This window comes from Chitinophaga nivalis, assembly GCF_025989125.1.
GTDB classification, from domain to species: Bacteria; Bacteroidota; Bacteroidia; order Chitinophagales; family Chitinophagaceae; genus Chitinophaga; species Chitinophaga nivalis.
Genome location: NZ_JAPDNR010000001.1, coordinates 5,280,137 through 5,293,653, shown reverse-complemented (window position 1 = coordinate 5,293,653; position 13,517 = coordinate 5,280,137). Strand labels below are relative to the sequence as shown.

Here is a 13,517-nt window from a genome sequence, read left to right as displayed (position 1 = left end):
ATCGAATTATCGGATGCCGTGGTGAATGCCTGCAGCCAGGAGTGCACCCAACAACGGCCCTGCTACGGGTACCCAGGCATAGCCCCAGTCGTTGCCGGCTTTGTGTGGTATCGGCAACAGGGCATATACGATCCGGGGACCCAGGTCCCGCGCCGGATTCATGGCGCAACCGGTAGGCCCGCCCAGACAAACGGCGATAGCCAGTACAATAAATGCTACGGGTACGGAACTGATGGCGCCGAGGCCGATGTCCGGTTTGGCCAGATTCAATACGGAGAAAATCAATACAAAAGTCGTGATGATCTCCGTTACCAGATTACTGAAGGGACGTGGTATAGCCGGATCGGTACAAAAGCAGGAACGGGTAGCCACACCGTCTGTCGTGGCATTGAAATGTGGCTGATAGGCGATATACACAAGAAAAGATCCGCACATGGTGCCGGCGAATTGTCCGGCCAGATACGCCGGGATGTCGGCATAACCAATGGTACCGTTGAGTACAAATGCCAGGGTAGCAGCGGGGTTCAGGTGTGCCCCGCTGATGGGGGCGGAAATGAATACCGCCACAAATGCGGCCATTGCCCATCCCATGGCCACTACGATCCAGCCGCCGTTATGCCCTTTGCTGGCTTTCAGCAACACATTCGCTACTGCGCCGTTACCCAATAGTATCAGCAGGGCGGTACCAATAAATTCTCCTGTGAAAAGCTGCAATGATGACATAGGTGGTAATTTTTCCCTTTAGTAGACCCGGAGGATCTGGCCATTGATAATTCCTTCTACGCTCTTAATATAGGCCCTTACCACCCGTTCTATCGATACCGGCGTATGGCCGATCATGTTAGGTCCGTTGCGCTCGATGGTATTGTCTGTGACGCCGGGACTGACAGCATTGATGCGGATACCTGGCGGCAACTCCTGCGCCGCCGCCGTAACAAAGCCATGGATGCCGGCGTTGGCGATGGCGTAGTTGACGGAGCCGGCTACCGGGTCATCTGCCAGCACGCCGGAGGTCAGGGTAAAGGAACCGCCGGGGCGTATATAGTTTAAGCCTATACGTACCAGGTGGATCTGTCCCAGTAATTTGTTTTCTATACCAAAGCGCAGCTGTGCTTCGGTAAGTCCTTGCAGCGGCCCCCAGTAAGCATCGCCGGCGGCGCTTACCAGCGCGTCGAAAGGCCCTGTTTTTTCAAAGAAGCTTTCAATGGAGGATACGCTGGAGATATCCAGCTGGTGTACGCTGTTCCGCAGACTGGCGCCTGTAATGTCGTGTCGTTTACCGAGTTCGGCAGACACTTCTTTCCCGATAGCGCCGGAGGCGCCGGTAATAATGATCTTCATGTTTGTAAGGTTGAGATGATACCAGCAAAGCTAAGGCAGGAGCGGCCTGCGAAAAATGGATGTTTGGCCGTAAAAATTGCACTTTCGGGAAAAGGGCGATAACGCAATCACAAAAATGGTTGCTACCTATACCAACAGTTAATATATAAAATCGCAGAAAAATGATTAAGTTAACGCTTCATTTTAAAAACAATACTATGTTCTCCCGGCTCAGCTATTGCCTCCTATTCCTGGTTATAATTGGTTTGCCAGCACTGGCGCAGACTCCCGCCAATAACCTGCATTTTACCAGTGGAAAAGGGCAGATGATTGCGGTGTATAAAGGCACCATCTTCGTAAATGGTAAACGCAGTTACGAATTATCATCCGATAATATTGTCTACAAAAGCAAACGTAACCGGCTGGTAGAAGATAAGGGAAATGTGTTTTTATTCCTGGAGGTGACCGCTGCTCCCAGCAAGAATAGATTATACGTATTCGGCATTAATTATTCCAAAGCCGATTCCCTGATGAGTGCCATTGCCTCTGATATAAAAGATTTCGATCAGGATGGATACCTGGAATTCGGGGGTAGTGAAACGGTGCCGGTGCATCCAGCCGCAGATTCGTTGTATTATGCGCCGGCTAAATACTACGAAGTCAAAAAAGGCGCCATTACTTTCGATGCGGAGTACACCGAAAAGGCAGATAAAAAAGCGAATGGCGTGTATATTGCTACGCCAACAGTCACTAATGCGAATGGCTTTATTTCGATTCCAAAGCGCAAAGGACGTTCCTGAGCGCATAGATGGATAAACAGATAAATAGCCTGTCTCTTTCAACAGAGACAGGCTATTTGCATGAAATAAATGATGGGTAAAGCAGAAAGATTATCTATCTCACGTTATCGTATATACGTCAACCGGTATAATCATAGTTATTAGAGAGAAGCCATGATGGCATCCGCTATATCGCAGGACTGGTGACAGGCCGGACAGCTGGCTTCTCCAAATAAATACGGAATAAGCGGCTGCAGGGTATCGGCTTGCAACTTGTCTGCGTAAAAAGTTAACCACCCGCAGTCATTGTCGGCGGAAATAACTGCAGTGGGTTGCAGCTTGTCAGCCGACCTGGGTATCACCGGAAAACCGGTTTGTGTTTTGTCAAAAACCGGATCTGTTTTGTATAATACCAGTTTTTCTTCCTGGTTCCATAAAAAGAATTCGGTATCACAATGCGGGCAACTACCCATATATTCTTCGTTTTCTATAAAGGTAGAAAAGAGGTAGGCTATGGGGAAGTTCTTATGGGCCACGGCCAATGCTGCCAGGAAGTATCGCTTTTCCGTTTCTTCTTTTTCCATCACCACTTCAAACAGGGATTGCCCGATCGGCTTTAGTTGTCCGAATGCCTGCTGATAGCTGGCAATAATGGTGGCCACGGCAGCGGGATCGCATGCACTGTTGGCGAATATGTTGTGTAATAACTGATCTTCCGGGTCCAGTGTGGCGAGGATAACGGCCAGGTTCAAATAGATGTGTAGTTTGTAATCCGGATCCTGACTGGTTTCGCAAAATTGTATCAGATAGGGGACGGCAGCAAAGGTTACTTCATACACCGTTTGTTGATGATAAATATGTTCCCAGCAAATTTCATCTAATATCTCTCCGGAAGCTGTTTGTTCCAGCTGCGCCAGCAGGCCAGGGACCTGCGCTGCGTCTTCAAAAGGACTATCCAGTTTTTCCCAGATAGCTATATTGTCTAATGTCAGCATGTTGTTTGCCGGTTAAGGATTTATCCGGCAATAATACGCAAAAGTTAAGAGAGTAGGGTATCAACCAGCTCTCCGTAAGCTGGTTGATACGAGTGTGTGACCGGCCGTACCGATCACGATTCTCCTACTACCTGATAGGAGTAGCCAATGTAATTGGAAGGCCCGATGCCACTGACCGTACAGCCAATATAGATATCTCCGCCGGCAGGAATATTCACCACCCGGGTAGAGTAGGTAACATTGGCGTGGTAGCGTTGCTCCACTTGTATGGTCACTGCATAGGCTTTGGAAGGGTTGTTGTTATGCAGCCAGATTTCATAGCCGCGTTCTCCGTAACGGTCCTGGAAACAATAAATACTTTTTTGATAGATAGCCGTGTAAAACAACCATGGTTTTTCATAAACGGCTGTGGAAGGTTTCGGTACACCTGCCTGTACCGGGTGAAAGCAGGAAAGGGCGGCGATGCCCAGGGAAAGTAAAAGGGAATTGCGCATAATCGGGGCGTTTTATGGGTGAATAATAACTAAGGGACGATTGCTACAGGGTTGATTTAACGGGACGGAATAATAGGTTCATGCGTGTGGAATATTCATCTTCTCCGTACTTAAATGTAGGTCTGTCGACTGATACGAGCTGACAGCCGATCGTAGTAGTGCGCTATGCTTTCGAAAGCAATCAGGAAAAGATAGGACGCGCGCATGTTACCCCACTGCGGTGACAGCAGTGGGGCATAAAGTGTATTAGTATTTGTAGATAATGGGCACCCATTCATAGCTTTTTCCAGCGGCGCGGAGATGCCCGATACCCGGAAATGAGATATGGGCTGCGGCAATCCAGTAGCCTTGTCTGGCGGCATCTGCATAGGCTTTTTTGCGTTGTTGTGCGGCGGCTGCCGGATCTACATCAAAAGCAATGGTAACATCCGGTTTTACAAACTGTACCTCCGCTACATGCATGATGTCTCCCCAGAACAGCATTTTTTCATTTTTACTTTCGAGTGCATAAAAGGTATGGCCGGGTGTATGACCGGGTGTAGCGATTGGGGTGATGCCGGGAAACAGGGCCTTGCCATAGGTAAAGGTGCGTACTTTCCCGGCTTTCAGGTAAGGGCCCACTTTGGCGTCGGCCTCCCGGAAGAACTTTTTCAGCCGCTCCGGGGCATTGGCAGCATTGTTGGCATTCATCCAGTAATTGACTTCCGGCTCACTGGCATAAACGAGTGCATTCGGAAATACCATTTTATCTCCCATCATCAGGCCGCCGCTGTGGTCTGTATGAATATGGGTGAGCAGGACGGCGTCAATGTCTTCCGGTTGATAGCCTGCTTCCCGGATGCTGTTGGGCAGGAAGCCGAGCGTAGGTCCATACAGTTCTGCGCTGCCGGCATCAATTAAGATCAGTTTGCCGCCGGTTTTGATTAAAAATGCATTCACGGAAGCCTCTACCGGTGATGTTGTATAGGCGCGTTTCAGGAGTGCCTGTACTTCACCTGGTTTGATATGGGTGAGTGCTTCCGTAGCTGCCAGCGGCACAGTACCGTCCGATAATGCGATCACTTCTATGTCTCCCACCTGCATGCGATAAATACCGGGCTGGTGCTGCCGCACCGGGGTTTGGGCGCTGGTATGGCTGGCCGTGCCGGCAAGCAAAGTGATGGCTGCTGCATAGAGGTATCGTCTTAAGACTTGTTTCATACTGCTATAATTTTTTAAGAGATTACGGATGGAAAATCCATTTTTATTTACAGGGGCAAAGCTAGTGCTGTCAATGGTTACAGCCAATATGGGCGGATGTTGTCACATAGTGATAAATTTCGCACATAGGCACTTTAAGAAAGCGATCCCTTAACTTTATTGTTTAAATGAGTGGGATATGTATGAAAGGAAAATTCCCAAACCGCTGGATTGTGGGGTAGGGATCATGATGGAAATAATCGGCGGCAAATGGAAACCTTGCCTGATTTTCAATATACATAATGGGATAAGGCGGCCTGGTGAGTTGCAGAAAATGAATCCGGCGGCTTCCCGCAGGGTATTAACGCAGCAGCTGAATGAGCTGGAAGAACATGGGGTCGTGAGACGGGTGGTGTATGCCACAGTGCCGCCTAAAGTAGAGTACTATCTTACCGATTTCGGAAACACCCTGGTACCGGTTATTGTGAATATGGAGCGCTGGGGATTGCAGCATATGGACAAGGTGCTGGACTTGATGGCTGCAAAAAAAGAAAGTCGTGTGGTGGATAAGCAGCCATATTAATCCGAATGAAATTACGGCGTCAGGTTGTTGTCCGTCAGAAATCTCCGGATGAAAAAGCGCGCCAGTCCGGCAAAAGGACGTTTATCATCCCCATATGCTATTAAGATATTCAGTTCATCCTGAAAAATTTGCCGCTGCGCTTCGTGCTGATCACGATTATATCTTTCCAATTCCCGTTTGGTCACTGTCATCTGATGAAGTACAAGTGCGATATGTTCTTTTCTGTCTTTCACTAATTCGGGGCGCTGTAAGGCATATACAGCGATTGATGTGGTGGCTTTGGGAGATCTCGCGATGATAGTACCGTGGTTGATGTCGTATTCAAATTGTGCTTCCGTATCCTGATCTGTACAAGGATCTATTAATAGTCGCGAAGGTTCTTCTCCATGCAGGGTATGCATATGGTGAGCTATCCGGTGGCCTTCGTTCAATAGGGGAAACTGATCGTGTTTGCCTTGGGTTGTTTGTACGGTGGTACCAGGCAAGAGGTGTTTGCGTTTCTGATTGCAATGCTGACAGGAAAGCACCAGATTCGTCCATTCATTGGCCAGCCAATAATATCCCGGCGTAGGCGGTATTTTTTCCAGGACGCGGCCTTTAGGCCTGAAATGTTCTACATCACCATCAAAAACAGCGCTGTACCTGCTTTCACAATAAGCGCACTTCGTGAAGGTTTTTTTTAACTCTTCTTTTAACAGCGGATCTTTATATAGTTTAAACTCGAAATCACCTTTCACCGGAGTGATGCTATAGTGTTGGATAGCCTCATTGGTTTCTGCCTGCCATTTATTACCGGGAGCTGTAAGGAAGGCCGGAGCAGGCGGTCTGTTAATTTTTATCATAGCCAGTCCAGGTTCTTGTTTGCCAGTATTGCTTTCACTGCTTCCTTTGTGCTTTCTTTGAGGGCAGCTTTGGTAGCGTGATGATTGTCGGTCAGTTGGCGGGCATACTGCTCGTGAATGATTTCATATAAGATCTGTAACTGCGGCGTATTGCCGGAAAGATCTTTTCCCGCTAATTCCCGGGTATATGTGTTGATTTTTTCCTGTTCTTCTTCCGTTCTTGCTGCTGCCTTTATCGCCAATAGCCGGTAATATTCCTCAAATTGTAAGGTCGTCGCTTCATCCAGGGTATGCATCAACCCAAACAGGTCGGATGTCAACAATTGATCCACCCGTAACAGCGTATGATCGGGGAGGTCTGCTAATGGAACAATGTTAGATTGCTGATCTTTCATCAGCACCACGGCTTCACCGTGTTTGATGCCGCGCAGGCAAAGTGGTTCGTGTGTGGAAACAATAAACTGCAGCCGGGGAAAAGCGTTTCTCAACGCAGGCACAATTTTCATGCGCCAGGCCGGATGTAAATGATTCCCCAGTTCGTCGATCAGTACGATGCCTTTTGCGGTGTGATATCCCGCCTTTTCTACCGATAACGTTTTCATGATGTCGCAGGCAATCGCGATCACGCTTTTATACCCATCACTGATTCTTTCAATGCTGAATTTTTGTACGCCATCATCGATCTTTAATTCCCTTTCTTCATAAATTAATTTCCGGTCGGGAGGAAGATTCAGCATGTCCAGCAACGCCGGGAAAATGCGTTCCGTCATTTCTTTTGGGTCCACGGTGGCCAGCCATTTGTTGGCGTCACTTAAGGAGTAACTATAATCAAACAGGTTGTTGATATTGACGCGCCGGTCTACGTTTTTCCTGGGTTGCAATAGGCCTTTAGGCAGTAGTCTGGTAGCACCGTATCCCAGCAGAAAAGTAGGCGGAGCGGCTAATTCCGACATAAAACCGTCCTGATTAAATCGCAGTATGACCGGTTCATCATTTTCAAAACTCTGGATGTAAATGCTGCCATCCTGTTGCCCGTATTTCAAAAACTCATGTGCGGTTAATCCGAGTTTATGCAAGGTTTCCGCGCCACAAAGTGTCATGGCGATGGCTTGTAATACAGACGTTTTGCCAACACCATTATCTCCCAGCAATAATAACCAGGCTTCGCCTTCCTCTCTGGTGGCTGCTTCCGGAATATCCAGGGTTAAGTGGGCTATTTTTTTAAAGTTCCGGATAGTAATACTTTTGATGGAGAAGCTACGGGTAGTGATACTTTCATTGACCAGTGCTTCATCAATGAGGAGGTCTGCATGATGTTGTGCAGCAACCGGTGGAGGCGGGAAGGCCCGCTTATTAACGGCATGCGACGAGGATAGCTTAAGTATTTTATTCCATTCCTCCTCATGGTTGTCATACCAGTCTGAATACGCGGTTTTTACGGCGCCGGCAAACTGTTGGGCGCCACCACTGCCATTGAATAAATCCATGACCAGGAAGACGATGGCGCTAGCTTGTTGAGGTGATTGGTCTCTTAAAACATTGTCGAGTGTTTGCAGAAAAATATCAATTTCCTGTTTTCTTTTTTCATTGAGTTCTTCCCGGTCTAAAGCCAGTAGTTGAATCGTGGCAAGCCCTTTGGTGGAAAGCGCTACGATTTCGCCCGTATTCCTGAAAGTGAGATGTTCTTCCGGGTGCTCCCGGCAGGGATCTATCAACAGCGTAGCTTCATTCCATAAACCGAAGGAGGTGTCGCCTATGGGCGCTCTGGAGGCCTCTTCGGATAAAGGAAACTGGTTGCCTTTGACCCGGTTGCAGGTAGAACAGGATAAGTATAGATTGTCCCAATTGTAGGCCAGCCACCAATAGTGATCCTTTAAGTATTCCTTGTTGCCGGCCACACCACTTCTCGGGCGGAAATAATCGATTTCACCCTGGTGAGGCTGATAGAGTCTTTGTTCACAATAAGCGCATTTATGATGAAAAGCCGCCGCCAGGTCTGGTTTGATAGGGATCAGTATCTCTGGTAGAAACCGGATCCTTTCTTGTCTTTCGTTATAATAGAAATTGTTTTTTAATGCTTCGATGGCTTTCAGCACTTTGGGAGAATCCAGGTATGCTGGTTTTGAGGGCCGCTGGACAAAAATCATGTAATAAGGTTTGAATAGCTAATGTATTGCTTCTATGATATATTTTGTCAGATATAAGTGGAATTTATGCTTTTTTCTGTATTTATAAATAACCAGGTAATGCAGGAGCCTTGTGCCGTAGTAGCCGGAACGATAAGGCTTTACATGGATAAATACCAGCGCTGCCCAGACGCCGGTTCATCGCTGTCAGGCTGCAGGAGGTCAGTCGCCAGGCATTTGCATAATGGAACAATACATTAAATAGCTTCCCGAATATTCCGGCCCCATTGGTGGTACCGGCATACGACCATATTTTTTTCAGTTGTAAAAAAGACCTATTTTAACCCCGAAAAACCGAACGGGGAACAAACGGTGGCCCCTGTACGAAAAATACGGCTGGCAAATGGAGATCGTTCTCCATGTTATCAACTGATCATCACTAAAACTGAGAATAATGCATACACAAAATGATTTTATTGTCGTGGCTTATCCTGAAATTGAATCAAAATATGGTATCCTTATGCAGGATTATACCGGCAACATATATTTTCAGAACATCCCTACTGCTGAGGAGGTCTATGAAGATCCCTATCTGAATACCTTTGCCGTGTATAATGGGAATACCCGCTTAAAGGACCTGGACCTTTCCGTGATTGGCCCCGGACTTTCCCAGCCTCAAAACAGAGCGGTATTGGTGATCGGTGATCTGGAAGTGGAAGAAACCATTCATATGCATGGTACCGATGTGGGCTACCCGATGTACCTCTATGTGACCGGGAATGTACGGGCAAAAAATATCGTTATTTCCGGATTGGCAGATGTCATTATACGGGGGAATACCACGTTGACAGAAAGCCTGTTTGCTTTGGATCTCAGCAATGGGCAGTTAAGTTTCTATGGCGATTTTTCTGCTAAATACGTTTACCTGGAAAAATTCCCGCTTCATATTGCGGGTAAAGCAGATATTCCGCACCTCTATTATTATGATACGGCCGATAATGGGGACGATGCGGCTACGCTGGCGGAACTGGATATCGACCTCGCACATACAGTTGATGTACATCCGGTTCGCTGTGGAGAATCCGGCATTGCCTACTTCGAAGAAATGGGACAGCTAAACACCGGAGAAATAGATATGGATGATTTAGATAAAACGGAACAAAAAAAACTGGAACAAAAATTTTTGCAACACAGGATTTTCGTCGCTGCTATTTATAAAAGAGAAGATAGTTATGATGTAAACATACATCAGGTTTATAAAGAGATAATAAAAGGTAATCCTGTTTTTCTTTAAACGATACCGGCATAAAGCAGGAACCCATTAAATGATCGTTAGTGTGGCATAAACGACACACGTGTAAGTTGATAAATAGTTTACAATGGCAGAAAATGAAGTATTCTTCTCCGAAGCAGAAGATCCCGGCATGTTAAAAGCCTTTCAGCAGGCACAGGAAACATTTAAATATTTCTGGAGAGAGCTTTCCTGGGAAGCCCGCAGAATTATTCCCGCGCTGGACCTGGCGTGTGTAAAAGTAGCTTTTTCAGAAACAGTAGCCGATCAGCCGGAACCGATCGTTGAGCACATGTGGATCAACGACATCGGATTTGATGGGGAAACAGTGAGCGGCGTACTGGTGAATAATCCGAACAGGCTGACGAATGTACAGAACGGCGATTTTGTAACCGTACCGTTGCAACAGATCAGCGATTGGCTGTTGGCCAGTCAGGGTAAAACCTGCGGCGGATTTACCATCCAGCATTTAAGAGCCGGTATGGAAGAAGAAGAACGGCAGGAGCACGATGACGCATGGGGACTGGACTTTGGAGACTATCAGGATATTTCCGTAGTAAACGGACAAAAAGAACATCCGGAAAATCTCATAGAGCACCCAATGAGCATTAATATGAGAGACAGTTTCATACAGTTCCTGCAGGAGTATCCGCAGGAAGCTACCAACCGCGATGACGCAGGGTATACGCTGTTACACAAGGAGGCAATTGCCGGCAACAAAAATGCTGTGGAAGTATTGTTACAGTTTAAGGCAGATAAAGACAGTAAGACAAATGACGGAAAGTCTGCGTTGGATTTTGCCCGGCAGCTGGACTGGGCTCATATTATACCTTTATTGGAAAAATAGGAATATACAAATGGGGGAGAGGTGTCAGTCGGTACAATGACTGGCACCTCTCCCTGCTTTTTGGGAAGTGTCATCATCTCCCCGGAAAAATCTTTAGGCCATACCACTTGCCGGTATTCCAATATATTTGACACATGAAACCGCTGACCATTGTAGCATGTCCCAGCAATCTGGGTTTGAAAGAGCCGGCGCCAGGAGTAGAGCCGGGGGTAAAGCAATTACCTGTCTGGCTGCAGCAACATGGATTATGTGAACAGCTGGGCGTAACAGCCATGCATACGCTGGCCGCTCCGCCTTATTCCATGGAACTGGACCCCATATCCGGTGTCAGGAATGCCGACGCAATTGTTGCCTATGCACAGCAACAGGCAACTTATCTGCAAACACTGGTTACCGGTGGACAGCTGCCGTTGGTGATTGGTGGCGATTGCAGTATACTGATCGGCCATATGCTCGGGCTAAAAAAGCTGGGTCGTTATGGCTTGTTTTTTCTGGATGGGCATACTGACTATATACCGGTTTCGCTGTCTGCAACAAAAGCCGCTGCTGGTATGGACTTAGCCATCGTTACCGGCTACGCACATCCTAAGCTGGCAGATATAGCAGCAGCCGGTCCTTATGTGCAGGAAGCAAATACCTGGGCTGTTGGCAACCGTTACCTGGAAACCGCCTATGTGCAGGAAATAGAGCGATCGGCCATCCGGTATGTGGCGTTGCAGTCGCTGCGTCAGCAGGGGATAGCTGCCTGTGTGGCAACATTCCTGAACAGCGTGACTACTGCTGACCTGGATGGTTTCTGGATTCATGTAGATGCAGATGTGTTACACAACGATATCATGCCTGCCGTAGATTCCCCGCAGGAAGACGGGCTGGCTTACGCAGAGCTGGAAGCATTGCTGATGCCTTTGCTCCGGCACCCGAAAGCAGCCGGTATCAACATCACCATCCTCGATCCGGATCTGGATCCAACGGGTAAGTATACACGCCCGTTTATAGATAGCCTGGTAAGGATCTTCCAGGCGCGGTAGCAAGCTGCTTTATTTTTCCGGCAGCTAAATAATTGATGACCTGTTCGTAGCTGTATTTTATCTTCACAAGATAACTTTAAAAGAAAAAGTGCGTATACCTATTATATTTTCAACTGATTATCCGGGATACAACCTTTGCGGATCAATAAATTTGCTATTTTTAGCCCGATCTAATCTGTAGGCATGAACGAGGAAAAAGAAAAGAAATCATCCGGGATACTGAGCAGTCTTAAGAAGCTTATTTTCGAAGATGCGCCTGAACCGGAGGCTGTCACCCCTAATCCATCTGTAGCTCCTGTAATACCGGCAAATAAGGCGACTGCACCGGCCACCCCGCCACCGCTGCCTGTTCAACCGGCGAATACAGTAGAAGCACCTGTGTCAGATGTCAAACAAATGAAACTGAAAGTGCTCGAAATGCTGGAGAAGCTGAATGAGCCGGGTATTGACTTTTTTGAGGTATGGAATGCGGCAGCAGAAATGGGTAACGTAGATGCCTCTACGTTAAAAGCGGCTTTTACCTCCCTGAAGTATGTAGACAAAAGCCTGAACAAAGAAAAGCTGACCAGCTCCGCACAACGGTATGTAGCAGCCCTGCAAAAAGTAATTGACCGGGAAACCAGTCAGAAACAGCAGCAACAACAGACGCTCCAGCAAAACCTGGTACAGGAAAAAGCCAGTCTGAGTGGAGAGATTGCACAACTGGAAAAACAACTGGAAACACTGCGGGAACAACTCCGGAAAAAAGAAACCGATTTAAAGGAGATCAACAGCAAATACGAGCCACAGCTCCGCGAAATCGATAGTAAGATAGCGATTGGTAATTCCGCAGTAGCCGAAGTAGTGAAAGATATACAGCATGCATTGCAACTGATTGAAAGCAGTATAATTTAATATCCCTATGGTAAACAAAAATGAACAGGTAAGTATTCCTGCAGAATTGAAGAGCCAGCTCCCGATTTTCCAGGTATTGGGAGATCATTTACCCCGCCAGCTCCAAACACCGGAAACCAAAAAGAAGGTGGCCGCTGTGTTCTTCTGGGCGCTGATACTGGGTGGCGCTTTTGCTTTTTTTAAGTTCCTGCCCATTATGCTGGCATATGCCGCCAAAAGCATATTGCTGGTGATTTTCAGCATTATCCTGATTGTACTGTTGTTACTGGCGCCGCGCATTATTGCCGTATTGCACCGGTTAGGTACCATCTTGCTTTTTAAAGGCGAGAAGGCCATCATTCGCAGCAACCCGGTTGAAACCCTGCAGTTGTTGTCGAAAGATGCGAGAGATACCCTGAAAAGAGTAAAAGAGAAAATTGCGAATGTAGACGGCGTGCGTATTGATATGATTCAGAGTGGGGAAGCTGCACAGAAAACAGCGGAAGAAAAATATACCTACGCCAAACGCTTTACGGTGGAAGCAGCCAGCCTGGAAGAAAAGAGCAAACAGGAAAGCAGCAACAATAACCAGGAGAAGGCGAATGAATATACGCGGGATGCAAAAGAAACCCGTACCAAAGCATTTCTGCTGGGTAAGGAAGGCGAAGCAGAAGAACAGAATGCCAGAAGTTATGTGCAGTATGCCAATCAGTTTGCCAAAGTACTGGAAGTGCTGAAAGACAACGAAAGCGCGGCACGTATTTATGTCAGCACACTCGATAGCAGTATTTCCATCATCTCCAAAAAACTGGAGGCCACGCAAAAGATGAAGCATGCTACAGAAGGATTGGCGGAAGTCTTCAATATTAAAGACGGCTGGGTATTCCAGGAAGCGATGAATGCCGCTACCGGCGCCATCAGCCAGAATATTGCCTCTATTCGTTCCAACCTCGATTTTCTGGATCAGAATAATAATATCACCGTGGGTGGTACGCCTTCACAGAGTGAACTGGAGGCATTTATTCATAAGGTAGATGAACGTAACCTGAAAATGCTGAACGTCAGCAAAATGGCAGATTCCTACTATGATTTAAAACCTGAAGAGAAAGTAGATAAAGGCTTTTCCTTGCTGGATTAATTAAACGAACCCAAATACAAAA

14 protein-coding genes are annotated in these 13,517 nt (G+C 47.1%); 7 read left to right on the top strand and 7 right to left on the bottom strand.

What is annotated here, in order from left to right; translation table 11 throughout:
• Nucleotides 1-6: 6 nt before the first annotated feature.
• Nucleotides 7-723 (bottom strand): MIP/aquaporin family protein, encoded by a 717-nt coding sequence (locus OL444_RS20785; protein ID WP_264730010.1) that lies wholly within the window; start codon nucleotides 721-723, stop codon nucleotides 7-9.
• A gap of 18 nt (nucleotides 724-741) precedes the next feature.
• Nucleotides 742-1,341, bottom strand: a complete 600-nt coding sequence (locus OL444_RS20780; RefSeq protein ID WP_264730012.1) for a short chain dehydrogenase — start codon at nucleotides 1,339-1,341, stop codon at nucleotides 742-744.
• 161 nt (nucleotides 1,342-1,502) lie between these two features.
• On the opposite strand from OL444_RS20780, the gene OL444_RS20775 reads away from it, so the two are divergent.
• Complete coding sequence (locus OL444_RS20775) at nucleotides 1,503-2,120, top strand: hypothetical protein (protein ID WP_264730014.1); 618 nt, start codon at nucleotides 1,503-1,505, stop codon at nucleotides 2,118-2,120.
• 140 nt (nucleotides 2,121-2,260) lie between these two features.
• Here OL444_RS20775 and OL444_RS20770 read toward each other — a convergent pair whose 3' ends face one another.
• The 3 genes from OL444_RS20770 to OL444_RS20760 all read right to left on the bottom strand — a co-directional run bounded on the left by OL444_RS20770 (nucleotide 2,261) and on the right by OL444_RS20760 (nucleotide 4,788).
• Nucleotides 2,261-3,094 (bottom strand): hypothetical protein, encoded by an 834-nt coding sequence (locus OL444_RS20770; protein ID WP_264730015.1) that lies wholly within the window; start codon nucleotides 3,092-3,094, stop codon nucleotides 2,261-2,263.
• Between the two features lie 113 nt (nucleotides 3,095-3,207).
• Nucleotides 3,208-3,588 carry a hypothetical protein gene (locus OL444_RS20765; protein WP_264730017.1) on the bottom strand — a complete coding sequence of 127 codons (381 nt, stop codon included), beginning with the start codon at nucleotides 3,586-3,588 and terminating at the stop codon, nucleotides 3,208-3,210.
• Between the two features lie 246 nt (nucleotides 3,589-3,834).
• Nucleotides 3,835-4,788, bottom strand: coding sequence for an MBL fold metallo-hydrolase (locus OL444_RS20760; protein ID WP_264730018.1), 954 nt, complete (start codon nucleotides 4,786-4,788; stop codon nucleotides 3,835-3,837).
• Between the two features lie 178 nt (nucleotides 4,789-4,966).
• On the opposite strand from OL444_RS20760, the gene OL444_RS20755 reads away from it, so the two are divergent.
• On the top strand, nucleotides 4,967-5,350 hold the full coding sequence (locus OL444_RS20755; RefSeq protein WP_264730020.1) for a winged helix-turn-helix transcriptional regulator: 384 nt from the start codon (nucleotides 4,967-4,969) through the stop codon (nucleotides 5,348-5,350).
• Between the two features lie 11 nt (nucleotides 5,351-5,361).
• Here OL444_RS20755 and OL444_RS20750 read toward each other — a convergent pair whose 3' ends face one another.
• A complete protein-coding gene (locus tag OL444_RS20750; protein WP_264730022.1) occupies nucleotides 5,362-6,192 on the bottom strand; it encodes an HNH endonuclease family protein in 831 nt (276 codons plus the stop codon).
• Nucleotides 6,189-8,339 (bottom strand): AAA family ATPase, encoded by a 2,151-nt coding sequence (locus OL444_RS20745; protein ID WP_264730023.1) that lies wholly within the window; start codon nucleotides 8,337-8,339, stop codon nucleotides 6,189-6,191. Before OL444_RS20745 ends, OL444_RS20750 begins: the two co-directional genes overlap by 4 nt.
• A 433-nt stretch (nucleotides 8,340-8,772) precedes the next feature.
• On the opposite strand from OL444_RS20745, the gene OL444_RS20740 reads away from it, so the two are divergent.
• The 5 genes from OL444_RS20740 (at nucleotide 8,773) to OL444_RS20720 (ending at nucleotide 13,495) form a co-directional block, all read left to right on the top strand.
• Entirely contained in the window at nucleotides 8,773-9,612 is an 840-nt protein-coding gene (locus OL444_RS20740; protein ID WP_264730024.1) for a hypothetical protein, read from the top strand.
• 85 nt (nucleotides 9,613-9,697) lie between these two features.
• A complete protein-coding gene (locus OL444_RS20735; RefSeq protein WP_264730026.1) occupies nucleotides 9,698-10,456 on the top strand; it encodes a DUF2314 domain-containing protein in 759 nt (252 codons plus the stop codon).
• Nucleotides 10,457-10,590: 134 nt separating this feature from the next.
• Nucleotides 10,591-11,484 carry an arginase family protein gene (locus tag OL444_RS20730; RefSeq protein ID WP_264730027.1) on the top strand — a complete coding sequence of 298 codons (894 nt, stop codon included), beginning with the start codon at nucleotides 10,591-10,593 and terminating at the stop codon, nucleotides 11,482-11,484.
• 183 nt (nucleotides 11,485-11,667) lie between these two features.
• A complete protein-coding gene (locus tag OL444_RS20725; RefSeq protein WP_264730029.1) occupies nucleotides 11,668-12,378 on the top strand; it encodes a hypothetical protein in 711 nt (236 codons plus the stop codon).
• A gap of 7 nt (nucleotides 12,379-12,385) precedes the next feature.
• The gene (locus OL444_RS20720) at nucleotides 12,386-13,495 is read left to right on the top strand and encodes a hypothetical protein (protein WP_264730031.1); all 1,110 of its coding nucleotides are present in this window, start codon (nucleotides 12,386-12,388) and stop codon (nucleotides 13,493-13,495) included.
• Nucleotides 13,496-13,517 lie beyond the last annotated feature (22 nt).